Source organism: Marinobacter sp. C7, assembly GCF_022343555.1.
In the GTDB taxonomy this organism is placed as follows: Bacteria; Pseudomonadota; Gammaproteobacteria; order Pseudomonadales; family Oleiphilaceae; genus Marinobacter.
Map to the genome: position 1 here is coordinate 595200 of NZ_JAKQZH010000002.1, position 23472 is coordinate 618671.

General features: G+C 63.2%; 17 protein-coding genes. 8 read left to right on the top strand and 9 right to left on the bottom strand.

Annotated features, from left to right (window positions below; all coding sequences use genetic code 11):
• Positions 1 to 8: 8 nt before the first annotated feature.
• Positions 9 to 542 carry a response regulator transcription factor gene (locus MD273_RS12605; protein WP_239038139.1) on the bottom strand — a complete coding sequence of 178 codons (534 nt, stop codon included), beginning with the start codon at positions 540 to 542 and terminating at the stop codon, positions 9 to 11.
• Positions 539 to 1816, bottom strand: a complete 1278-nt coding sequence (locus MD273_RS12610; RefSeq protein ID WP_239038140.1) for a sensor histidine kinase — start codon at positions 1814 to 1816, stop codon at positions 539 to 541. Before MD273_RS12610 ends, MD273_RS12605 begins: the two co-directional genes overlap by 4 nt.
• Before the next feature lie 146 nt (positions 1817 to 1962).
• Here MD273_RS12610 and MD273_RS12615 point away from each other — a divergent pair, with 146 nt between their 5' ends.
• From MD273_RS12615 to MD273_RS12625, 3 genes are all read left to right on the top strand, one after another.
• A complete protein-coding gene (locus MD273_RS12615) occupies positions 1963 to 3975 on the top strand; it encodes a TonB-dependent receptor domain-containing protein (protein ID WP_239038141.1) in 2013 nt (670 codons plus the stop codon).
• Between the two features lie 210 nt (positions 3976 to 4185).
• Positions 4186 to 5250, top strand: coding sequence for an efflux RND transporter periplasmic adaptor subunit (locus MD273_RS12620; protein ID WP_239038142.1), 1065 nt, complete (start codon positions 4186 to 4188; stop codon positions 5248 to 5250).
• Complete coding sequence (locus tag MD273_RS12625) at positions 5247 to 8477, top strand: efflux RND transporter permease subunit (protein WP_239038143.1); 3231 nt, start codon at positions 5247 to 5249, stop codon at positions 8475 to 8477. Before MD273_RS12620 ends, MD273_RS12625 begins: the two co-directional genes overlap by 4 nt.
• A 6-nt stretch (positions 8478 to 8483) precedes the next feature.
• Here the strand turns inward: MD273_RS12625 and MD273_RS12630 are convergent, their stop codons facing one another.
• Positions 8484 to 8927, bottom strand: a complete 444-nt coding sequence (locus MD273_RS12630) for a potassium channel family protein (protein ID WP_239038144.1) — start codon at positions 8925 to 8927, stop codon at positions 8484 to 8486.
• A 135-nt stretch (positions 8928 to 9062) separates the two neighbouring features.
• Here MD273_RS12630 and MD273_RS12635 point away from each other — a divergent pair, with 135 nt between their 5' ends.
• From MD273_RS12635 to MD273_RS12655, 5 genes are read left to right on the top strand one after another with little or no spacing between them, the layout of a single operon-like run.
• Positions 9063 to 10301, top strand: a complete 1239-nt coding sequence (locus MD273_RS12635) for an efflux RND transporter periplasmic adaptor subunit (RefSeq protein WP_239038145.1) — start codon at positions 9063 to 9065, stop codon at positions 10299 to 10301.
• On the top strand, positions 10298 to 13462 hold the full coding sequence (locus MD273_RS12640; RefSeq protein WP_239038146.1) for an efflux RND transporter permease subunit: 3165 nt from the start codon (positions 10298 to 10300) through the stop codon (positions 13460 to 13462). The genes MD273_RS12635 and MD273_RS12640 overlap by 4 nt, the downstream gene beginning before the upstream one ends.
• 16 nt (positions 13463 to 13478) lie before the next feature.
• Complete coding sequence (locus MD273_RS12645; RefSeq protein WP_239038147.1) at positions 13479 to 14174, top strand: ABC transporter ATP-binding protein; 696 nt, start codon at positions 13479 to 13481, stop codon at positions 14172 to 14174.
• Positions 14171 to 16450 (top strand): FtsX-like permease family protein, encoded by a 2280-nt coding sequence (locus MD273_RS12650; RefSeq protein WP_239038148.1) that lies wholly within the window; start codon positions 14171 to 14173, stop codon positions 16448 to 16450. Before MD273_RS12645 ends, MD273_RS12650 begins: the two co-directional genes overlap by 4 nt.
• Entirely contained in the window at positions 16447 to 17520 is a 1074-nt protein-coding gene (locus MD273_RS12655; RefSeq protein ID WP_239038149.1) for a lipocalin-like domain-containing protein, read from the top strand. Before MD273_RS12650 ends, MD273_RS12655 begins: the two co-directional genes overlap by 4 nt.
• 4 nt (positions 17521 to 17524) lie before the next feature.
• On the opposite strand, the gene MD273_RS12660 is transcribed toward MD273_RS12655, so the two are convergent.
• The 6 genes from MD273_RS12660 to MD273_RS12685 form a co-directional block, all read right to left on the bottom strand.
• Positions 17525 to 18733, bottom strand: coding sequence for an ammonium transporter (locus MD273_RS12660; RefSeq protein ID WP_239038150.1), 1209 nt, complete (start codon positions 18731 to 18733; stop codon positions 17525 to 17527).
• 196 nt (positions 18734 to 18929) lie between these two features.
• Entirely contained in the window at positions 18930 to 19355 is a 426-nt protein-coding gene (locus MD273_RS12665) for a YkvA family protein (RefSeq protein ID WP_239038151.1), read from the bottom strand.
• Between the two features lie 92 nt (positions 19356 to 19447).
• On the bottom strand, positions 19448 to 20017 hold the full coding sequence (locus MD273_RS12670; protein WP_353050313.1) for a tRNA-uridine aminocarboxypropyltransferase: 570 nt from the start codon (positions 20015 to 20017) through the stop codon (positions 19448 to 19450).
• Between the two features lie 4 nt (positions 20018 to 20021).
• The gene (locus MD273_RS12675) at positions 20022 to 21665 is read right to left on the bottom strand and encodes a phytoene desaturase family protein (RefSeq protein ID WP_239038488.1); all 1644 of its coding nucleotides are present in this window, start codon (positions 21663 to 21665) and stop codon (positions 20022 to 20024) included.
• Positions 21659 to 22150, bottom strand: coding sequence for a DUF6231 family protein (locus tag MD273_RS12680; RefSeq protein WP_239038152.1), 492 nt, complete (start codon positions 22148 to 22150; stop codon positions 21659 to 21661). Before MD273_RS12680 ends, MD273_RS12675 begins: the two co-directional genes overlap by 7 nt.
• Entirely contained in the window at positions 22147 to 23472 is a 1326-nt protein-coding gene (locus tag MD273_RS12685; RefSeq protein WP_239038153.1) for a DASH family cryptochrome, read from the bottom strand. Before MD273_RS12685 ends, MD273_RS12680 begins: the two co-directional genes overlap by 4 nt.

Below are 23472 nucleotides of genomic sequence, written 5' to 3' on the forward strand. Positions count from 1 at the left end.
CCCGGTTGTCAGTTCCGCCAGCGGGAATGTTTCTGCAGTTTACGCTGGAGCGTACGCCGGTGCATGTTGAGGGCGCGGGCGGTGGCGGAAATATTACCGTCGTGCTCATTGAGAACCCGCTGGATGTGTTCCCACTCCATTTCTTCCACCGAGGGGGGCTCCGGGCGCAGCTCCGGGGGGGCATCCAGAGGATCGAAGCCGGTAACGAGCTGGCTCACGGTGACCGGTTTGCACAGGTAGTTGGCAGCCCCCCGGCGCATGGCTTCAACTGCCGTGGCAATACTGCCATAACCGGTCAGCACCAGGACTTCCAGCTCCGGCTTGCGGGCCAGAAGTTCGGGGAGTAGCTGCAGGCCGCTTTCACCGGCCAGGTTCAGGTCGAGTACGCAACGCCCGAAATCCCGTGTTTCGATCAGCGTCAATGCCTCGGCTCCGGTGGTGGCAGGCACCGCTTCGATGTCCTGGCGGGCCAGGGAGCGTTGCAGTACCTGGAGAAAGGCCGCGTCATCATCCACGATCAGCCAGAGATTGTGTTGGCTCATGCATTGTCTCCATCGGGATCCGCTTCCGGCAGATCGATTACCATGGTGGTTCCGTGCTCGTCGGTCCTGGCCCGGAGTGTTCCCCCCAGGCGCTGGATGGTGGCATTGGACAGGAACAGGCCAACTCCGAGTCCGTTCCTGGAGTCGACGATTTCCTCCCCCGGGGCGCCTTCCAGGGCAGCTTCCAGGCCTTCCCCGTGATCCTCCACGACAATCTCGACCCGGCCCGGGGTTCGGGTATGGGCCGCCACGTTTACCCAGGCCGGGCTGGCGGTCAGGGCGTTGGCCAGCAAATTGAGTACCGCCTGGTCGAGGGTGGCATCGACCGCAACCGGTACCTTGGGGAACGGCCGCTGCCAGTGAATCGGACCGGAGGGCCAGAGCAGTGTGGCCGATTCCCGGAGACGTGACAGCCAGTCCTCCACCGTCAGTATTTCCCGGTTCGCAGACTTCGCCTCCACGGCTGCACGGGTCAGCTGCTGGAGATGCTGGCTGCACAGGTGTATCTGCTGTTCCATGGTGTCCAGGTCTTCCTGCAGTGCTCCGGCATCGGCAGTGGAACCGTTGCGGCCGGTTTCCGAGCGGATCTCGTCAAGCAGGAGGGTCATGGTGTTCAGTGGCGTCCCCAGCCGGTGACCCACGGCGGCGGCGGACAGGCCGAGGGCGATGATCTGCTCGTCCCGCAGCCGGTTTTCCCGGAACTGCGCCAGTTGCAGCTGCTGGCGGCGAAGCCTCCGGGCCAGAGTGCCGACCACCAGCAACAGGATAGCCGCAGTCAGGGCAAAGGTTGCCCACATGCCGAACAGGTGAAGCTGGGCGAGGTTGTTGCTGTGTTGGTCATGGGTAACCGGGGTATGCCACAGCACCAGTGCCGTGTAGGTGGCAATGCCGCTGGCGGTAATGGCGATACTCTGGCCGAGGGGAACCAGAATGATGGCAACGGCAATGGGGAGCAGCAGCAGGGATACCAGGGGATTGGTGTAGCCGCCGGTCAGAAACAGCCAGCCGCCAATCAGCATGATATCCGCCAGCAGTCCGGCACTCACCGCCAGTGAGGAAGCCGGAGGCCTGCGCGTGAACCAGAGCCAGCCCAGAGTGGCCAGTACACCGTATCCCAGGCACAACAACAGGGCCCCGGTTTCGTGCGCCAGGGTGATCATCGTTTCCACAATAGCAAGCGCGACCAGCTGGATCGTCACGATCGCCAGTCTCATGCCGAGCAGGTAACGGGCCGCCTGGCGGATACCGGTTTGGGAGTGAGTGAGCCATTCCATGTCACGGATTCTATCCCCGGCCCTTCGCCAGGGATACCCCCTTCGGGGTGCGGCATTGTGTCCCAAGCCAGTGGGCAGGTCGGTCCTTATCATTACCGGCAACTAACCGACTTTCCCTCTCCCGTAATGGTAAGGAATCCACGAGCATGACCGTAAAACCCATGGCGCGCATCATCGGCCTGACGCTGGCCGGATGTGTCACCGCTCCAGGCTTTGTACAGGCTCAGGATGATGATCGATTGCTGATCAGAGTCACCGAAGGCCAGTCTGCCGAGGCGGCCCGGTTGTCCGAGGCAGCGCTGGCCCCGGAACCCGTATCGAGACTGGATTCGGAGCCCTCGGTATCGCTTTCCCGTCTTGGCGGTCGTGGTCTGGATCCGGTGATTCACGGGCAGGGTCAGGAGCGGGTGGATGTGTTACTCGATGGCATGCGGGTCGAGGGGGCCTGCCCCAACCGGATGGACCCGCCCACCAGCCGGCTCAGTTCGGCGTTACCCCAGGTACTGGAGGTGCGTACCAGCAATCGAACCCTGCGCTGGGGCCCCATTGCCGGCGGGCAGGTGGTGGCCTCGACGGCAGCGCCGGGCTTCGCCGACGGCAACCGGACCACCGGCCATCTCACTATCGGTGGCTCTGATAACGGTGAAGGCCGGCTGGTCAATGGCAGTGCCGCTGTGGGCGATCGGGAGAGCTTCTTGCGTCTTTCTGCCGGTTATGAGGAAGCGGACGATTACGAGGATGGTGATGGCAACGACGTCCGGAGTGCCTTCAAGAACACCGAAGGTCGTCTGGACGGTGCCTGGACGGCGGACAGCGGCTTCTATGTGAAAGGCCTCGTGAGTCGCCAGGAAGAGCGGGACGTCAAGTACGCCTCCGGCATGGATGCCCCGAAGACCGACACCGACATGTACCGCCTGGAACTGGGGGCGCCGGTGGCCAGTGGTGGCTGGAACCTGATGGCGTGGCAGGCGGATGTGGATCATGTGATGGACAATTTCAGTCTGCGTGAGCCGCCGGTGATGATGGGCATGCCCATGAAAATGCAGACCCTCTCGGAAACCCGGACTCAGGGCGCGCGGCTGGTGCTGGACCAGACCGTCAACTACACCAGGGACATCGCTGTCGGTGTGGATGTGGAGAGCAACACCTGGGATGCCACCATGTACAACGGCATGGATCTGACCAACGAAGCGTCGTTCCTGTGGCCCGATGTGGAGCGTGATCGGGTCGGGGTGTTTGCTGAAGCCTTCCATCGTATCCGGATCAACATGCGCCTGGGCGCGGGCATCCGGTATGACCGGGTTGAAATGGATGCCAACCGTGCCGACGAGACGTTCACCATGCAACCCGATGCCATGCCCATGTCGTCGGCATCGATCTACCAGAATGTCTATGGCGTAACCGATACCAGAGCCACCGACGATAACATCAGCGGTTTCATGACCGGCGAATGGCGGGTCTCGCCGCTCAACACCCTGGAACTGACCGCGTCTCACAGCGTCCGCTCCCCCGGCGTCAATGAGCGCTATGTCACCAAGGGCACTGCCTGGGTCGGCAATCCGGACCTCGAGACCGAGAAACACCACAAGCTGGAGCTGAGCCTGGCCGGGCAGAATGACGGCTGGCACTGGCGCCCGGCAGTGTGGGTGGATGAAGTGGACGATTTCGTCCTGCGCTACGAGCCTGCACCGGACGTTATCCGTTACCGGAACATCGATGCCCGCCTGCTCGGTGTAGAGGGCGAGCTGGGCTGGAGCAACGGCACCTGGAGTGCCACCGGCAAACTGGCCAGTGTCCGCGGCACCAACCGCGACACCGATCAGCCGCTGCCGCAGATTCCGCCCGTACAGTACATCCAGACCCTGGGCTGGCACCACCTGGGGCATACCGTCCAGGCGGAATGGATGCTGGCGCGCCGGCAGGACCGGATTGATGAAGACTCCGGCCTCGACCCGAGTACGTCTCCGGGCTATGGCGTGTTCAACCTCAATGGCAGCCACCCGCTGATGGAATACCTCACGCTGAGCTGGGCAGTGGATAACGTGTTTGACAGGACCTGGGCGCCCCACGTCAGCCGGGAAGACCTGTTTACCGGCGAGGCCTACCGGGTGAACGAGCCGGGCCGGACTTTCCGGACGGCGCTGACCGCGCGGTGGTAAGTCACGCAATGGCGGTTACCCGCTTCTCATAGCCGGCGGGTGACTTTTGGCCCTGCATGGATCCAACTCCTCCATGTGGGGCTTTTTTTGTGTCATATCAAAGCACTCCGACCCTGATGGACTATGCTTTTCTTCGACACACGTTCCTGTGTGACGCCAGCATTGCTACCATGATGTTATTAGCAAATAACCCAGAGGAATTTGTCGCCCATGGTTTCCCATCCATTCAGTCGCCTCAGATTGGTGGCGGTCACCCTGTTGATGCCGGCGCTGGCGCTCGCCCAGCAAGAGGAGCTGGCCGTTGCCGAGGTGGAGCGGGCACCGATCGAGGAGACGGTGCACCTGGACGGAGTTATCGAGGCGGTCCAGCAGAGTACCGTCTCGGCCCAGACCAGCGGCACGGTGCTGAAGCTCCCCTTCGATGTGGACGATTCAGTGGCGGCGGGAGACCTGATTGTTCAGCTGGAAGACAGTGAGCAGCGGGCGCGCCTCAGCCAGGCCCGCGCCGGTTTGGAGGAGGCGACCGCAGCGCTGGCCGATGCCCGCCAGCGGTTCGAGCGAATCGAAGCTGTCCATGAGCGGGGCCTGGTATCACGCCAGGAGTTTGATCAGGCCCGGAACAACCTGGCCGCGGCCCGGGCCCGGGTGGAGCGGGCGCAGGCTGCCGTTGCCGAGGCCGAGGAACAACTGAGCTATACCCGCATCGAGGCCCCGTATGGGGGAATCCTCACCGAACGCCATGTGGAGATCGGGGAAGCGGTCAATCCCGGGCAGCCGCTGCTCAGCGGGCTGTCCCTTGAACAGCTGCGTGTGGTGGTGGATCTGCCCCAGAAATACGCGGACCTGGCTCGCACCGAGCGTCGGGCGACGGTGACACTCTCCGACGGAAGGGCACTGGAAACCGGCGCAATGACTTTCTACCCATACGCTGACCCGGCCACCCATACCTTCCGCCTGCGTATGCGTCTGACCGAGCCCAACGGCTCCCTGTTTCCGGGAATGCTGGTGAAAGTGAGTGTTCCGGTCGGCGAACGGGAATCCCTCTGGATCCCGGCCAGCAGCCTGATCCGGCACAGTGAACTGAGGGCCGTCTTTGTCCTGGACGATCAGGATCGACCCCGTTTGCGACAGGTGCGGAGCGGCACTTTGGATGGGGACCGCCTCGAGGTCCTTGCGGGACTGAGCGAGGGCGAGCGGGTTGTCCGCAATCCGGGGGTTCTGCTCGGTAGTGACCGGCTCGATCTGTCCGGTCCTGGCCAGGAGGAAGGCCAGTGAGTGAGGAACTGCCCCGAGTCGGTCCCTCCGGCGCCATTGCCAGGGTTTTCCAGGACAACAAGCTGACACCACTTCTGGCGATGCTGGCGATCGTGTTGGGTGTTCTGGCGGTAATCATCACCCCCAAGGAGGAAGAGCCCCAGATTGACGTCACCATGGCCGACATCATGGTGGGCTTTCCCGGTGCCAGTGCCCGGGAGGTCGAAAGCGCCATCGCCACACCGGCGGAACAGGTGATGAGCGAGATCCGGGACGTGGAACACGTCTATTCGGTCTCCCGCCAGGGCCAGGCGGTGATCACCGTCCAGTTCGAGGTGGGGGTGCCCCGGCAGGACGCTCTGGTGCGGCTGTATAACCAGGTCTACTCGAACCAGGACTGGCTGCCGCCGAACCTGGGCGCGACCCAGCCCGTGGTCAAACCCAAGGGCATCGACGACGTGCCGGTGATGACCCTGACCCTGTTTGACCCCACCGGGCGCCACGGGGGAGAGGAGCTTGCCCGGTTGGCGCACATGCTGGAGGTGGCTCTGAAACGGGTACCCGGTACCCGGGATGTCTATACCGTGGGCGGGGTGCCGGATCGCGTGGATGTTCTGTTTGACCCTGCGTTGCTGGCGGGTTTCCAGCTTACCGTCGGGGATGTCCGGAATGCCCTGCAGTCGGCCAATACCAGTAGTCAGGAATCCCGGATCACCCGTAACAATCTGTCGATTCCGGTCCAGGTCGGTACCCTGCTGGAAACCGTCGAGGATGTCCGCAGCCTGGTGGTGGGCATGCACAACGGGGCGGCCGTGCACCTTGAAGATGTCGCGGAGGTTCGCCGGGGTGGCACGGTCGTGGACCAGAGCGTGATGACCGGATTCGGCCCCGGCCAGCAGACCGGCAAAGCCGGCGAGCCCGGACAGGTCTATCCGGCGGTGACCCTGGCAGTGGCTAAAAAGCCGGGTGAAAACGCCATCGATATCACCACCGCTATCCAGCAACGTCTGGACCTGCTGCGCAACCGGGCCCTGCCGGTGGGGGTCGAGGTGCTTGTTACCCGGGATTACGGCGAGACTGCGTCCCAGAAGGCGCGCAAACTGATCACCGATCTCATTTCCGCTACTCTCGCAGTGATGATCCTGGTGCTCGCCGCCATGGGCTGGCGCCAGGCGCTGATCGTCGGAATCGCGGTCCTGATCACTCTGCTGCTGACCCTGGTGTTCTCCTGGGCCTGGGGCTTCACGCTCAATCGGGTGTCGCTGTTTGCCCTGATTTTCTCCATCGGCATCCTGGTGGACGACGGGATTGTCATTACCGAGAACATCAACCGCCGCATTCAGAACTCGCGCCGCGCGGTAAAGGACATCATCCCGGTGGCGGTGGACGAGGTGGGTACTCCCACCATCATGGCCAGCCTCACCATCATGGCGGCTCTGATTCCCATGGCTTTTGTCAGTGGCCTGATGGGGCCCTACATGAGTCCGATCCCCATCAACGCCTCGGCCGGCATGGTGATTTCCCAGATCGTGGCCTTTGTGGTGGCCCCCTGGCTGGCTTTCCGGCTGCTTCGCCACAAGAAAGGCCAGGCCGCCGACGAAGCCGCGGAGGCCTCGAATTCCGCCGACGGCGTCAGTCCCACGTCGCTGCGGATTTTCCGGACAGTTCTTTCACCCTTCCTCGGAGAGCACGCCTGGCGGCGCCGGCTCCTGGCGCTGGGGGTGGTGCTGTTAACGGTCGGGGCGGCATCCTTGCCGGCGTTCCAGGCAGTGATCCTGAAAATGCTGCCGTTCGACAACAAGTCGGAGTTGCAGGTCGTGGTGGATATGCCTGAACGCACGCCCATGGAGAAAACCCAGCGGGTGCTGCTGGAGATGGGTCATTACCTGGAGACCGTAGACGAGGTGGCCAACTGGCAGACCTATGCAGGCACCGCCTCACCAATCAATTTCAACGGGCTCGTGCGGCAGTATTATCTGCGCGGTGATCCCTACCACGGGGATGTCCAGGTCAATCTGGTGGGTGAGGAGAACCGGGAGCGGCAGTCCCATGCCATTGCCCAATCGTTGCGCGGGCCGCTCACGGCCATCGGTGACCGTCACGGTGCCGAGGTCAAGATTGTGGAAGTGCCGCCGGGCCCTCCGGTTCTTTCACCGGTGGTGGCCGAAATCTACGCGGTGGATAACCAGCGCCGTGCCGAACTCGCAACCCGGGTGGCTGAGGGCATGACCAAGATCCAGGGGCTGGTGGATATCGACACCACCCTCGAGGCACCGACCCGACAGTGGGAGGTCGTGGTCGACCGGGCCCGTGCGGCCCGGCTCGGCGTGGCCCAGGCCCAGGTGGTGGGTGCGTTGCAGACCGCCCTCGGTGGCCGGGGGGTGAGTTTCCTGCATGACGACCATGCCAAATACCCGGTACCGATCCGGATTATTCTGGGCGAGGGCGACAAGGCACAGCCTTCGGCGCTGTTGTCGGTGAAGGTACGCAGCCGGAGTGGCCAGCTGGTTCCGCTGGCCAGCTTCGCCGAGATCCGGGAAGCAGACTGGATGGGCGCAATCTATCACAAGGATCTGCTGCCGGTGACCTACGTGACGGCCGATATGGCCGGGGAGGTTGATTCACCGCTCTACGGCATGTTTGCCATGGTGGACCGGCTCAAGCAGGATCCGGATGCGCCCGAACAGTTTTTCATCAGCCCGCCCCCGTTGCCGGAGAAGGGTACCCTGAAATGGGACGGCGAATGGCAGATTACCTACGAGACCTTCCGGGACATGGGGGCGGCCTACAGCGTGGGCGTGTTCATGATCTTCGTGTTGCTGGTGGCCCAGTTCCGGTCCTACGTCCTGCCCCTGGTGGTGATGGCACCCATACCGCTGACACTGATTGGCATCATGCCGGGCCATGCTTTGCTGGGACGGGAGTTCACCGCCACCAGCATGATCGGCATGATTGCCCTGGCAGGCATTATCGTGCGCAACTCCATCCTGCTGGTGGTGTTTATCCGGCAGCTTCTGGATGAGGGGGTCGATCTGGGCGAGGCGGTGATTCTGGCGGGCGCCGTGCGTATCAAGCCCATTGCCCTCACCGCGATCTCCGCGATGGTGGGCGCTTACTTTATCCTGAGCGATCCGATCTTCAACGGTCTGGCGATCTCGCTGGTGTTCGGCCTGGCCATGTCCACCCTGTTCACCATCGTTGTGGTCCCGCTGCTGTACTACAATCTGGCCCGGTGCAAATGGCTTTGACAGTGATTATCGGGTGGGCCAGTAGCGCTGCATCTCCACAAACAGGAAGGAGGCACTCCAGGTGATCAGTACCAGGCCGGTCAGGCCCTCGATGCCGGTCAGGTACCGAAGCGGGCCGAGGGGTTCGACATCGCCATAGCCGACGGTGGTGAAGGTGGTGAAAGAAAAGTAGGCGCAGTCCAGCAGGGTACCGTTAAAGTTACCGATGAGTTCGCCCCAGCCCTCGGCGTGGTGCATGAGGTAATAGGAAACGGCAAAAAGCCATACCTCCAGGGAATGGGCGGCCAGGCAACCCAGTACCGCAACAATCAGGCGAAAGTGGTGGCTCTGGCGCATATTGGCAAGCAAGCCGCTCAGGCGGACCAGTACGGCGTTATGGAGCACCACGGCCAGGCACACGACTGCCACGTTCAGTAACGTCACCAGTAGCAGGTTAACGTGGGGTTCCATAATCGGCAGCTCCACCAGTCGAAATAAAATATCGTCCCTTTCCTCGAGGGGGGATCTGAAATCAGACGCTGATTGTATAGTAGATTCAATGCCTTCGCGTGTCGCCCCGTAATCAACCAGACAGGCCAATCACTGATGCTTAAACGTTTTCTGCCGCTGATTATCCTCGCTATCGGATTTGCCGGCTTTGTTTTCCTGAAGGCAACCCGGCCGGATCCGGCGGAGGTCAGTGCCTCCGAACGTAGCTGGCAGGTGGATGTCCAGACCCTGGAGCCCGGCACTCATACGCCGGTAGTGCCGCTCTATGGCGAAATCGTGGCACCGGAACAGGTGGATATCACCGCCACCCTGGCCGGCCGAGTGGCGGAGCGTCCTGTCGCCGAAGGTGAGGCAGTCCGGCAGGGAGATCTGCTGCTGGCCCTGTCGGATGAGGATATTGCCCCGGTGTTGGCGCAGGCCCGGGCACAGGTGGATGATCTCAGGGCCCAGATCCGGTCCGAGCAGGTTCGGTTCCGTAATGATCGCACGGCGCTCGAGAGCGAACAGGCGATTCTCGAGAACGCCCGCCGGCAGTATGAGCGAGTCCGGTCCCTGGTGGACCGCAACCTGGCTTCCCGCGAGAATCTGGAGGCCGCCACCGATGGCCTGGCCCGGGCGGAGCTGACCGTCAGCAGCCGGCAACGGGCCATTGATGAACATCCGGCCAGGCTTCAGAGCCTGCAGGCGAAGCTCGAACAGGCCAGTGCCAACCTGGCATCGGTGCAACGGGATGCCGAACGCGCCCGCGTTGCCGCTCCCTTCGATGGTGTGGTCACTGGCATAGAGGTGGCCGCCGGTGATCAGGTGGCGCGTAACGAGCGGCTGATGTCGGTCTACCCGGTGGAGGGGCTGGAGCTGCGGGCGCGGGTACCGGAGGTGTTCCGGTCGGAACTCCTGGAGGCGTTGGCGAGGGGCGACCAGCTGATGGCGACCGCCGAGACCGGTCACCGGTTCAGGCTGGTCCGGTTTGCCGGCCTGGCGGACCCGGCCGGGACCGAGGCCATCCTGGAGCTGGTCGGTAAACCGGGTGGCTTGCGTCCGGGCGGGCTGTTGCCGGTGACTCTGCAACGGCCTCCCAGGCCCGGTACGGTAACAGTGCCGTTCAGTGCGCTCTATGGCGCAGGCAGTGTCTACCTGATGGATGAGGACAACCGGATGCGGCGAGTGGAGGTTCAGCGGATCGGTGAGGCGCGCGACAGTAATGGCGAACGTCAGTTGCTGATTGCAGGTGACCGGCTGCTCCCCGGGAGTCGTCTGATCACCACACACCTGCCCAATGCCGTTACCGGACTGAAAGTCACCGTCGCAGCGGTGGACGGGGAGGCTGCGCAATGAAGCGCAGGAAGGGTGTGATCGGATTTTTTGTCCACCACCGGGTGGCGGGCAATCTGGTCATGTTGGTCATGCTGCTCGGCGGCGCGCTGGCACTGACCCGAATGAACATCCAGTTCTTCCCGACGTTTGCCCTCGATGTGGTCAGTGTCCGGGTGGTGTGGAGCGGTGCCTCGGCCGAAGATGTGGAGCAGGGCATCACCGACCCACTGGAGCAGCGCCTGCGCAGTGTCAATGGCCTGAAGAAGATGACCTCCACCTCGGCCCAGGGGGTGTCCTCGATCACCCTGGAATTCGAGGAAGGTACCAATCCGATCCAGGCGCTGGATGACGTGCGCCAGCAGGTGGACGAGTTCAACAACTTTCCCGCCGATGCCGAAGAGCCCCAGGTCACCCGCCTGGAGCGGTACGAACCCGTGGCGCGGCTGTTGGTCTATGGCGATATGGATCGCGGTGAGTTGCGCCAGCTGGTATACCGCTACGAGGACGAGTTGCTGGAGCGGGGCATCGACCGCGTGAACATCCGTGGGCTTCCGGAGCAGCAGATCAGCATCGATGTGCCGGTGGAGCGCCTGGAATCCCTGGACCTGTCGCTGGACCAGATTGCCGATCGGGTTGCCGCCATCTCGCGGGATCTTCCCGCCGGCTTGCTGGCGCAGCAGGACGCCACCCGGGAACTGCGTTCCGTGGAGCAACGTCGCAGTCCCCAGGACTTCGAATCCATACCCGTGCTCAGTGGCGACCGCATCCGGCTGAGGCTCGGCGATATTGCCATCATCCGCCAGGAATCCAGGGATAACCAGACAACGCTCGAGAACGGCGGTATGCCCGCAGTTGAGCTTCAGCTCCAGCGGGCGGAGAACGGCAACTCCCTGGCGGCAGCCCAGGTGCTGGAAGACTGGCTGGCAGATACCCGACCGGTGCTGCCGCCGTCCGTGCACATTGAGGTGTACGACGAAACCTGGCAGTTGCTGGACGACCGGATTTCCCTGCTGGTGAAGAACGGCCTCGGAGGCCTGGTGCTGGTCATCTGCCTGCTCTACCTGTTCCTGCCGGGGCGGGTGGCCTTCTGGGTGGCCGTAGGGATTCCCACAGCGTTCCTGGCGGCGCTGGCGGTGCTCTGGCTGGCGGGTGGCTCCATCAATATGATTTCCCTGTTTGCCCTGATCATGGCGCTCGGTGTCATCGTCGACGATGCCATAGTCGTGGGGGAGGACGCCGATGCCCATGCCCGCATGGGGGAACCGTCGATCTATGCCTCGGAGGGCGCGGCCAAGCGCATGGTCTGGCCGGTACTGGCCTCGTCCCTGACCACGGTGGCGGCCTTCATGCCGCTGCTGGTGGTGGGCGGCGTGATCGGCAATATCCTGGGCGATATTCCGACGGTGATGATCTGTGTGCTGGTGGCCTCGCTGGCGGAGTGTTTCATCGTTTTGCCGGCACACCTGCGTCATGCCTTCATCCCTCGACGAGGAAAAGCCGGCGCCGACGGCGAAAATGCCCCTGAGGGTAATCCGGTGGCACGCCTGCGCAAGGGCTTTGAACAACGATTCGATGGCTTTCGCGAGGGCCGTTTCCGCCGGTTCTCCCGTCTCAGTCTCAGGTATCGGGGCGTCACCGTGGCCAGCGCCCTGGCCCTGGCAATCGTGACGGTGGGTCTGTTGGCCGGTGGTCGGCTCGGATTCAACTTCTTCCCGACCCCGGAGCCCTCGGTATTCTATGCCAATGCCAGCTTCGTGGCCGGTACCGACGAGCGCACGGTCGATCGCTTCCTGAAACAGATGCAGCAGGCGTTGAACGAGACCGAGCAGGCGTTCGGCGGTGACCTGATCCTCCATGCCGTCACCACCCAGGGTGCTACCCAGGGCGCCGAGGGCACGTCCCGAAACGGGGATGAACTGGGCTCGATGCTGGTGGAGCTGGTGTCGTCGGACCAACGTTCCGTACGCAACCCGGAGTTTATCCAGGCCTGGCGGAGCCGGCTGTCGCTGCCTGCGGGCATCGACAATCTGACTATCTCTGAGCGCCAGGCTGGTCCTCCCGGCCGTGATGTGAACGTCCGCCTGACCGGTGAGGATGCGGAGCGACTCAAACGCGCCGCCGATGAACTGGCCCAGGCACTGGCGACCCTGCCCGGCGTGCTCGACGTAGAGGACGATATGCCCTGGGGGCGGGAGCAGCTTATCTACCAGGTCAGTCCCTACGGTGAAGCCCTGGGTCTGACGACCGCGGATCTGGGCCGACAGCTGCGCGCGGCCTTTGACGGCCGAATCGCCCAGATTTACCAGGACGGCCGGGATGAAGTGGAAGTGCGGGTCCAGCTGCCACGGGACCAGCGGGAGCGGTTGTCGACCCTGGCCCGCATGACCATCCGGGTTCCCGATGGTCGTTTCGTGCCATTGTCCCAGGTGATGAATCTGGATCATCGACAGGGCTTTCAGGCGCTGCGCCACGCCGACAGCAAGCTGGCGGTGGAGGTTACGTCCGCCCTGAACACCCGGGTGGCCACCACCGACCAGATCCTGGACAGCCTGCAGGCTGAAGCCCTGCCCGATATTGCCAGCCGGTACGGGGTGCGTTACAGCTTCGAGGGCCGGGCCGCAGACCAACGGGAGACCATGGCGGATATGAGGACCGGCCTGATGATCGGCCTGGCCCTGATGTATGTGGTGCTGGCCTGGGTGTTTGCGTCCTGGAGCCTGCCCCTGATCGTCATGGCCATCATTCCCTTTGCCCTGGTCGGTGCGTTGCTGGGCCATTGGTTTATGGGATTACAACTGACCATCCTGTCCCTGTTCGGTCTGTTTGGCCTGTCCGGGATTGTGGTGAACAATGCCATCATTCTTGTTGCCTTCTACAACCAGCAGCGGCAGAAGGGCCTGGAGATCCAGGAGGCCCTGAACGAGGCAGCGGTGCAGCGGGTGCGGGCGGTATTATTGACCTCCCTGACCACTATTGGCGGCCTGCTGCCGCTCCTGTTCGAGACGTCACTGCAGGCGCAGTTCCTGATTCCCATGGCCACCTCCATCGCTTTTGGGCTGGGGCTGTCGACGTTGCTGGTGCTGTTTGTCATCCCGGCATTGCTGTCCTGGCTGGAGCAGTTCCGTGAATGGCGCGCACAACGTCGCGGAGAGCACGCCGAGCCCCTTGGGGCCCAGTCGTGAAGCAGCAGGAGGAATTATGAGCCAGCCGGTGCTGGACGCCAGGGATCTGGGGAAATCCTTTGCCAGCGGAGCGGAACGGATAGCGGTATTCTCCGGAGTGTCTGTTTCACTGGCGGCGGGGCAGTCCCTGGCGTTGATGGGCCGCTCGGGTTCCGGAAAGAGTACCCTGCTTAATCTTTTCTGTGGTCTGGAGCGGCCCGACAACGGAGTGATCACCCTGCTGGGCGAGCGCTTTGATTGCCGGGCGGTGGAAGGCTTTCGCGAGCAGGAAAAGCGCTGGGCCCGGCTCCGGCGACGCCAGGTCGGCGTCATGTTCCAGGAAGCCAACCTGATGCCGGCGCTGTCTCTGCTGGATAATGTCCGGCTTCGGGCCCGGCTGGCGGAACAGCCGCTGGAGCAGTGTCAGGCCTGGCTCGACCGCCTCGGAATCGGTGAGCTTGCCCGGCGCTATCCGGACCAGGTGTCTGGTGGACAGCGTCAGCGGGCGGCCCTGGCCATGGTGTTCGCCATGAACCCGGACCTGATCCTGGCAGACGAGCCTACCGGTAGCCTGGACCGTCGTACGGCCGAAGAAGTCAGTGCCGAGCTGTTCCGTTTGCAGGCCCAGACCGGTGTTGCCCTGGTTCTGGCCACCCACGATCCGGAACTGGCCGAGCGGTGCCGGATGACCCTCGACCTGGCACACGGGGCCGGGTCCGGTCGCGCGTCATGACGCTCTTTGCCGCTCTGTTCAGCCATTATCGACGCCACCCCCTTCAGCTGGTGGCACTGGCACTGATGATACTGGTGGCGACCACACTTTGGTCGGGCGTGCGACAACTCACCGAGCAGGCACGGGCCAGCCTGTCCCAGAGCGAACAGGTCATTGCCGGGCGCCAGCAGGTGCTTCGGGTGGACGGTGCCGGGCTGACCGTCAGCGATTTCGTTACCCTGCGCCGTGCCGGCCTCTGCGTGATGCCCTGGCTGGAAGTGCCACGGCAGGGGCAGGTAGGGGTGGTCATTGGCGTTGACCCTCTCGCGGCCGCCTGTTTCGATGGCGGGGGTGGGGCGTTCGACAACGCCGCGCTCCGGCTGGAGAGTGAACCCTTTGTCGATATCGGTGAGGCCGTCCGGCTGGCCCGCGAGTCACCGGCCGCCGAGCGGAGGCCGTCTCTGGTCCTGATTGCCTCCGGAAACGTCACCGCCGGGGCCTTGCCCGGGGGGTACCGGCTTGAAACCTTCGCCAGGGGGCCGGAGACGGGTGAACTCGGCGAGAGCTTCCTGCTCAACCTGGATGCCCTGGGGGTCCTGGTCCTGCTGATCACCGCCTTGTTGTTGCGTGCGGTCTATCGCCTCGGCATCGTCCAGCGCCGGGAAAGCTTCGCCCTGCTGCATCGTTTCGGTGTTCCCCCGGCCCGGATCGATCGATGGCTGATTATGGAACTCCTGACCCTGTCCGCACTTTGTATCCTTCCGGGGCTTTGGCTTGGCCGCGAGCTCGCGGGCCTGCTCGGTCAGGGTTTCGGTCGATCCCTTCAGGGTCTATTTGACGCACCTCTGTATTCGATATCCGGACAGTGGCTGGCGCCGGCGCTCAGCATGATGGCCGTGGTGCTGGTGGCCTGTCTGGCCGATTTCCTCGTGCCAGGTGGCCGGCGTGTTGTCGGCAGCCGGGGGCACGGCAAGCTGGCCGGCATACTTCTGGGCCTCGGTCTGCTCCTGGCCCTGCTGGGCCCATCCCTGATCTGGGTGTTCGCCGCCGTCGCCATCGTCTTTGCCGGGGCAGGGCTGCTTATACCGATCCTGATCTACCGGCTTGCTGAACGCGCCGCCTGTGCAAGGGCCGACCCGCTCGTTCGGTGGCGTTACCGGGAGCTGGCGGTCATGGCCAGGCAGCTGGCGTTGCCGGTTGTTGCTCTGCAGTTCACCTTCGCCATGGTGCTGGCGATCCAGGCTCTGGTCACAACCTTCGAGGACACCTTTGACCGCTGGCTCGCGCAGCGCCTGGAGGCCGAGCTGTATGTTCCGGTGCCGGAAGGGCGGTCGGGTGAGGCCGCGGCCCGGTGGCTGGCGGCACAGCCCGAACTGAAAACCAGTGGCGCCTGGCACCGGGTGATCCGCGGTCGTGCCGGCGTGTCTGTTCCCGGAGGTACCCAGACGCCGGTGGACGTTTTTGCCTTGTCACCGGTTTCCTCCCTGTTGACCGGTTGGGATTTGCTCGCCTCTGGCGATGATCCCTGGGCCAGCCTGGCCGGGGAGCAAGCTGTGCTGGTGAACGAGCAGCTGGCCCGACGCCTGGGCCTAAGTGTCGGCGACCGGCTTGAGCTCCAGTTGGCGGGACAGCGTTCGAATCTGCCGGTGGCCGGGATCTATGCCGACTATGGCCGGCCCGCCGGGGAGATACTGATCAACGGCAGGTTGCTTCCGGAACAATTCCAGCCGGAGTTCGAGAGTTTCTCCATCAGTCCGGGGGCTCTGTCCCGGGCCAGGCTGCGCAGCGGTCTTGAATCGGTGTGGCAGGTTTCCGACATTACCCTCCGCGACAACGAGGAAATCCGTGACCTTGCCACGGGCGTGTTCGACCAGACCTTCCTGCTGACCCGATCCATGACCGTCCTCACGCTGGCGCTGGCTGGCCTGGCCTTGCTGATCATGGGCTGGGTGTTCTTCACCGGCCGTGCCTGGTACTTCCGGCTGCTGGCCACCTGGGGGCTGTCCCGGCGGGAGGTGGCGGCGCAGCTGACGCGCCTGTCCGTCGGGCTGACTGGCCGTGTGGCGCTCCTTGCCCTGCCGTTGGGCATCTGGCTCACCTGGGTATTGGTGCACAGGATCAATCCCCTGGCGTTCGGTTGGTCGTTGCCGATGGCGGTATACCCGGGATTCTGGGTGGAACTGGTTGGACTCAGTCTGTTGATCGGCCTGGGCATCGCGCTGCTGATGGGCCGGCAACTGCGGGCCGGAGTGGCGATGCCGGCATCGGCGACCAGTATGACGGGAGGTGAGCGATGAGAGGGCTGGCCCTGATTGCCCTTCTGACGGTGGGGCTTTCCGGATGCTCGGAGGCTCCGGAACCGTCCGGGTTTGCCGGCCTGGGGGAGCGTGTGGATAAAACCGGCGAGCAGTCCTATCTGCAGCCGGGGCCGGCCACCGGCCTGGCGTTCCCGGCGGATCTGGGTCCTCATCCCCGCTACCGGATCGAATGGTGGTACCTGACCGCGAACCTGAGAACGGAATCCGGTCAGCCGCTGGGACTGCAATGGACCCAGTTCCGGCAGGCTCTGGAACCGCGTGAGCCGGATGCGGTGCCTGATCCTTCAGCGTGGCCACTTCAGGCCGCCTGGATGGCCCACGCCGCCGTGAGCTGGCAGGGCGAGCATGAATTTGCCGAACGTCTGGCCCGCGGCGATGTGGGTAATGCCGGGGCAACGGCTCGGCCGTTCTCGGTGTGGCTGGACCATTGGCAACTCGACGCCGTGGCGGATCGGCGGTGGCGGCTTCAGGTAACGGCCGGGAACTTTGCTTACGACCTGACCCTGAGGGTCTCGGATCAGCCGGTGGCTCACGGCATCAATGGTTTCAGTGCCAAATCCGACAGTGGTCAGGGGTCCATGTACTTCAGCCTCGTGGACATCGCCATCAGCGGCACCGTCACATTTCAGGGACAGGCCCTCGAGGTGGAGGGGCGTGGCTGGTTCGACCGGGAGTGGAGCAGCCAGTTTCTGAAAACCGGCCAGAAGGGCTGGGACTGGTTTGCACTGCACCTGGATTCGGGGGACAGGCTCATGGCCTTCCGGTTGCGCGAGGAAGGCAAGCCCTTTGTCTCGGGCACGTGGATTCCGGCATCGGGCCAGATACAGCCGTTGACGTCCGGGCAATTGGCCCTGTCGGTGGTCGAGCAACGCGACGGTGTCCCGGTGCGCTGGCAGATCGAGGTGCCTGAGCAGGGTGTGAGCCTGGAGCTTTCCGCGCCTGCAGGCGATTATATGAATCGGGGGCTCTACCCATACTGGGAGAGCCCCGTTGATGTCTCCGGCAGTCATACCGGAGAGGGGTACATGGAACTTACCGGCTACAGGTGATCGATCAGTCCAGCGATGTAGCACCGATCTTGTGGATGCTCACGTCCGCACCGTTGAACTCTTCCTCTTCGCTCAGGCGCAGTCCGGACACGGTCTTGACGATGCCATAGACGATCAGACCACCGCCAAAGGCGACAACAACGCCGGCCAGGGTGCCCACCAGCTGGGACATCAGGCTGACGCCGCCGAGTCCGCCCAGGGACTGCTGGCCGAAGATGCCACAGGCAATGGCACCCCAGACACCGCAGACACCGTGGAGCGGCCAGACACCCAGAACGTCATCCAGGCGTTCGATCTTGTCCTGGGCCCATTCGAACAGGTACACGAAGATGGCACCGGCGACACCGCCGGTAATCAGCGCGCCCACCGGGTGCATCAGGTCAGAACCTGCACAGACGGCGACCAGTCCGGCCAGCGGGCCGTTATGGATAAAGCCCGGGTCCTTCTTGCCCAGCACCATGGCGACCAGAATACCGCCAACCATGGCCATGAGGCTGTTGACCGCTACCAGACCGCTGATGCCATCGAGGGTCTGGGCCGACATGACGTTGAAACCGAACCAGCCGACGGTCAGGATCCAGGCTCCCAGGGCGAGAAACGGGATGTTGGAGGGCGCAATGGCCACGACCCTGCCGTTACGGTAGCGCCCTTTTCGGGCACCCAGCAGCAGGATGGCCGCCAGTGCAACCCAGCCGCCGACTGCATGCACCACGACAGAGCCGGCAAAGTCATGGAACGATGCACCAAACTGGCTCTCCAGCCACGCCTGGAAACCGTAGTTGCCATTCCAGATCAGCCCTTCGAAGAAGGGGTAGACCAGGGCCACGATCAGGCCGGAGCCGATCAGCATCGGGTAGAACTTCGCGCGCTCGGCAATGCCGCCGGAGATGATGGCCGGGATGGCCGCAGCGAAGGTCATGAGAAAGAAGAACTTGACCAGTTCATAGCCATTGCCGGCGGTCAGTTCGCTGGCACCGGTCATGAAATGGCTGCCATAGGCAATGTAGTAACCGACGAAGAAATAAAGCACGGCGGAGACGCCGAAATCGGTCATGATCTTGACCAGGGCGTTGACCTGGTTCTTGTGCCGGACGGTGCCGACTTCCAGGAAGGCAAAGCCGGCGTGCATGGCCAGCACCATGATGGCACCGATGAGAATGAACAGCGTGTTGGCGCTCTCCGTCAGGGTATGTACTGCACTCGTGATGTCCACGGGTTGATGCTCCTGATGTTGTGATATCGGTCTCTGCGGACCGCTGATGCATTGACAGAGGGCACAACAAGCAAGAGGTGTTCCAAAACAATGCAAATCAAGAGCGGGAAAGGGGTTGAGCGTATAGTTGGGATGGATCTTCCCGAAAATTTCCGTCTATCTGCACGAAAACGGTGCATTTCCGGGGAGTGTGCACCTATCTGGTGACGTCCGGATCGGATGCCGCGAGCGATTCCTGGTGTTCTTTCCAGGCCGCGTAGCGGTGCAGGTCGGACTCCACCAGCTTGAGGCACAGGGCGACCACGCCGGCGTCGTCCAGGAAGCCGAAGGCGAGAATGATGTCGGGAATGAAATCGAGCGGGTTTAGGACGTACAGCAGGGCACCGGCCATTGCGGCAATGGATTTCCAGGGCACCGAGCGGTAGTTGCCATACCAGTAGTCCCGGATCATCGAGAACATCAGCTTGATGTCCGCGCCAAAGCGCTTGAGCTTGCCGCTGCCTTTGACTTTCTCTTCGATCGCCCGCTGCCGGTCCAGCAGGGTTTCCAGATCCTGCCGGTGGACTTTCGATGCCTCTGCATCCAGCTGTTCTTTGGCGTTTCGCTCGCTGAAGAGCGCCATGCTCTGACCTCACACTATCTTCCCGAATCAAGATCTTTATCATCGCCGATCGCTCCGGGTCATGTCACGGGTGGATCAGTCCCCGATCAGGATCAGTATCGGTGCCGCAGGTGCTCCGGAATCTGGTTGATCAGGCGTTCGACCAGGGCCTCGAAAGCGTCGTCGATCGGACGGGTGTCCAGATCCGGCTCGACAATCATCAGCAGATGACGGACCGCCTCGGCGGTCGATAGCTGGCCTTCGGCCGGTCGGCGGCGGATCCGGTAGCGGCCTGGCGGCGGATCGGCGAAGTGGTAGGCGGGCAACCCGGCCAGTTCCGGATTCAGATGCAGGAGCCTGGAAGCCTTCCGCCAGGTACCGTCGAGGACGATCCAATGTCTGATTTCGGCGGCGTTCCGGCTTGTGACCGGCTGGCTATCCGGGCCGGGAAACAGCAGGGCAGCGCCTGCTTGCGGTAGCGCTTCCGGTGGCAGGCACTCGGCCACCTGTACCGACAGATTGGTGAGCGTCTGCCGGAGCAATCGGACAGTGCCCTTGCTGTGGCCCGCTTCACGGGGGTGTTGAACGATGGTGATCGGAGTCGAATTCGGCACCGGTCTGCAGACGTCGCAGACGCAGATGCGCGGGTGCTGCCCACACTGCTCACACACCGGTCTCGCCACGGGTTCAGCCCACGAAAATCCGTTTGGCCAGGCGGGCTCCGCGCCAGCCGCGGATCGCCAGGGTCGTAACGAGGCCGCTGATCATGGCGCCGACCACACCGCAGGTCAGTACGTCCTGGCCGGTCAGGTAGAGCCCGGGGATCGGGGTTTTCGGCCTGAGCCAGTCCTGTTCGAACCGCTCCGGGTTGTGGTCGAGGCCGTAGAGCTCGCCCCGGCCGTAGCGGCAGAACCAGGCCGTCGACAGCGGTGTGGAGGTCTCCACATAGTCCACCTTTCCACGCAGTTGAGGCAGTTTCTGGTACATGATTTCCAGCAGCTGATCGGTGATCCGGGCCTTCAGGGCCTCGTAGTCCTTGCCCCGCTTGCCCCAGATGGTGTCTTGCCAGGGTTCGAACATGTCCCACGTCGTCGGAGCCACGATCTCGATGGTGGAGGTCCCGGGCCAGCGATTCTGGTAATCGGGATCCTTGGCGGCGGGGAAGGAAACGTAGACCACGGGGTACTCGCTGTGGTCCGGGTCCTTGAGGAACTGCGCCACGTTATCGTCGTGGTTGGCGCTCGGGTAGATCCAGTAGTTGGTCCGGGGCAGTCCCAGCTCTTCCGGTGTGCCTTTCAGGCCGATGTAGAGACCAATGTGGGGCATGGACGGCGTGATGTGTTCACGTTTGCTCCGGTAGCCGGCGATGTTACGGCCTTCTTCCGGCAGCAGTTTTTCGAAGGTATTGATGATGCCGGCGTTGCTGATTACCCGGGGTGCGCGGATCTCCTCGCCATCGGCCATGCGCACACCGACGGCACGGCCTTTCTCCAGCAGGATGTCAGTCACGTCGGCGTAGGTGAAGACCTCACCGCCGGAGGCCTGGATCACCGGAATGATGGTTTTGGCAATTTCCGAGGCGCCACCGACCGGGTAGAAACCGCCATAGAGATAGTGCTTGGCGATCAGGGCGTGGACCATGAAGCTGGAATGGCTCGGCGTGACGCCGCAGTCGCCCCATTGCCCGGTGATGGCCCCAATCAGTTCCTCATTATCCGTGAGCTCGCTCAGAACGTCCCGGGTGGTTCGGTTGAAACAGTCCGGCAGGGCGACATCCAGCCCCTTGTGAACCAACGGGTCGAGGATGCCGGGGGTCAGCTTGGACAGGGTATACCACTGCATGCCGTCGGCGATCTTGCCCAGCAACCGGATGTAGCCGTCAATCGCCTCGCGCTCGTCCGGGAAGGCTTCCAGCAGGGACTGGCGCAGGCCCTCTTTGCCGGCCCGCAGGTTGACCACCTTGTTGCCCAGATAGAAACGATCGTAGACCTCATCCATCGGAGCCCATTGCAGCTTGCCGTCGGTGATGTAATCAAACAGGCGACGGCCGAGGGTGTGGGGCGAGCCCATGTCGCCGATGTAGTGTACGCCCACGTCCCACTCATAGCCGTTGCGGGCGTAACTGTGGGTGTAGCCGCCGGCGGTGTAGTGCTGCTCCAGGACCAGGACTTTCTGGCCAGCTTTGGACAGGCAGGCGGCGGTGGTAAGACCGCCGATGCCGGAGCCGATCACGATGGCATCGTAGGGACCTTCGAGGCGGTTGGCCCGGTACCGTCGGCCGATACGGATGGTACTGGGTTTGAGTTTGTCTGATGACGGACTGGTTACCACCACGCCTTCCCCCACATTTCCGGATTGGCCCAGTTGTCGGGATTGTTCCAGGCCCGTTTATGATTGTAAGTGTCCAGGTTGTAGGTGTAGAGGGTGAGCGGCCCCTGATGCGTGTCGATCTCGGCATGGCGCCGGAAGCCGAGGCCGATGAAATCGGTAAACGCCCAGCCGGGTGTCTCGCCCACCAGCACCGCTATCTGGTGCGTGCCGTAGTTGCGCAGCTGACCGAGCAGAAGTGCGCCCTCGTCGAACGGCAGGTGCTCCAGGGTATCGGTCACGAGGGCCAGATCCTTCACGGTATCCGGTGGCAGTCCGGCGTTGGGATCCGACATGTCGAGGGTTTGCAGGCTGGTGTCCGGTTTTCGGTCGCACCAGAGCCTGGCCACATCCAGGGCCGTTTTACCACAGCAGAGCAGGCTGCCCGGCTGCGCGGTGTCCAGGATGCGGGCGAGGATCGCGGCGGCATTAGGTTCAGGATTTGTCATGACAGGGGCCAGTCAGCTGCATCAACGGTATGGAGTCCCACGGGTTGCTCGGCGTGGCCGCCCCAGCGATCGATGAAGGTGCCGCAGGGATCGTACTGGTTCGCCTGTTTTTCCAGGTTGAACTGACGCAAGCCCCGGGGATCGGCGCCGACACCGGCCAGATACTGCCAGTTGCCGAAATTGCTGCCTACATCATAGTCGATAAGTTGCTCCTGGAACCACGCCGCGCCGTAGCGCCAGTCCAGGCCCAGCTCGTTCACAAAACAGCTGGCCACCAGTTGCCGGGCCCGGTTGCTGATGTAGCCGGTTTCCCGCAGCTGGTTCATGGCGGCATTGACGATCGGGTATTCCGTGTTGCCTTCACACCAGGCCTTGAAGCGATGACCATAGAAAGTGGCCGGCCGGCGCTTGCGCTGTACGCCATCCCGGCGAAACAGGTTGGCGCCGTGCTTGAGGGCATACCAGAAGAAATATTCCCGCCAGAGCAACTCGAACCAGAGCCAATAGGTGGACTCGTTGCTGGTTTCCCGACGCTCGTATTCGGCAATGCTCTCCGCCACTTCACGCACCGACAGGCAGCCATTGGCAAGCCAGGGGGACAATTTGGAGGAAGCGTCCCAGTTGTCCAGGGCATTGCGGGTTTCCTTGTAGCGGGCAATGCCATGATTGATAAACAGGAACTCACGGAGGCGGCTCAGGCCCGCATCCTCGCCACCGGTAAATTGCAAAGCATGGACCGGCTCGGGAATGGGCGGGCACTCGCCCCGGTTGTCCTCGGGAAAGCCGGGGGCCGGTGGTAGCGCCGTCAGGGTGCGGATGCGCATCTGCTCGCTGTACCGGTGCCCGGTTTTCTCCACCTGCTTTCGGAACTGGGAGAAGGTGTCGGGCAGCTCCGCCAGCGGCATCGGTAACGACCCTTCGGTGAACAGGGAGAGGGTTTCAAACTGCTGGAAGGCCGTACCGGGCAGCGCCTCCTTGAGGGCCTGCCACTGAGCGGCTTCCTCGGTGCCCGGCAGGCGCGAACGCACCACCCGGCCAATGCCATGGGCGTGGACCAGTTCCGGAATCACGTGTTCCGGTTGCCCAAAGGCAATATGCAGGCGCTGACCCATGGGCCGGAGACTGCGCTCCAGCGCCATCAGGCTTTGCCACAGGAAGCGCCAGCGATGGCTGCCCATGGCCTTGCTCTGCAGGCCCCCGGTGACAAACCAGCGCGGGTCCACCACATAAACACACAGCAGCATGTCCGAGCGGGCGGCGGCCAGCAGGGCAGTGTTGTCATGCAGGCGCAGGTCCCGCGTAAACCAGTAAAGTGTCTGCAA

What these genes read in the sequence shown, in the direction of transcription:
- MD273_RS12605 (WP_239038139.1), bottom strand. Translation starts at nt 542, where the DNA reads ATGAGCCAACACAATCTCTGGCTGATCGTGGATGATGACGCGGCCTTT.
- MD273_RS12610 (WP_239038140.1), bottom strand. Translation starts at nt 1,816, where the DNA reads ATGGAATGGCTCACTCACTCCCAAACCGGTATCCGCCAGGCGGCCCGT.
- MD273_RS12615 (WP_239038141.1), top strand. Translation starts at nt 1,963, where the DNA reads ATGACCGTAAAACCCATGGCGCGCATCATCGGCCTGACGCTGGCCGGA.
- MD273_RS12620 (WP_239038142.1), top strand. Translation starts at nt 4,186, where the DNA reads ATGGTTTCCCATCCATTCAGTCGCCTCAGATTGGTGGCGGTCACCCTG.
- MD273_RS12630 (WP_239038144.1), bottom strand. Translation starts at nt 8,927, where the DNA reads ATGGAACCCCACGTTAACCTGCTACTGGTGACGTTACTGAACGTGGCA.
- MD273_RS12635 (WP_239038145.1), top strand. Translation starts at nt 9,063, where the DNA reads ATGCTTAAACGTTTTCTGCCGCTGATTATCCTCGCTATCGGATTTGCC.
- MD273_RS12640 (WP_239038146.1), top strand. Translation starts at nt 10,298, where the DNA reads ATGAAGCGCAGGAAGGGTGTGATCGGATTTTTTGTCCACCACCGGGTG.
- MD273_RS12645 (WP_239038147.1), top strand. Translation starts at nt 13,479, where the DNA reads ATGAGCCAGCCGGTGCTGGACGCCAGGGATCTGGGGAAATCCTTTGCC.
- MD273_RS12650 (WP_239038148.1), top strand. Translation starts at nt 14,171, where the DNA reads ATGACGCTCTTTGCCGCTCTGTTCAGCCATTATCGACGCCACCCCCTT.
- MD273_RS12655 (WP_239038149.1), top strand. Translation starts at nt 16,447, where the DNA reads ATGAGAGGGCTGGCCCTGATTGCCCTTCTGACGGTGGGGCTTTCCGGA.
- MD273_RS12665 (WP_239038151.1), bottom strand. Translation starts at nt 19,355, where the DNA reads ATGGCGCTCTTCAGCGAGCGAAACGCCAAAGAACAGCTGGATGCAGAG.
- MD273_RS12680 (WP_239038152.1), bottom strand. Translation starts at nt 22,150, where the DNA reads ATGACAAATCCTGAACCTAATGCCGCCGCGATCCTCGCCCGCATCCTG.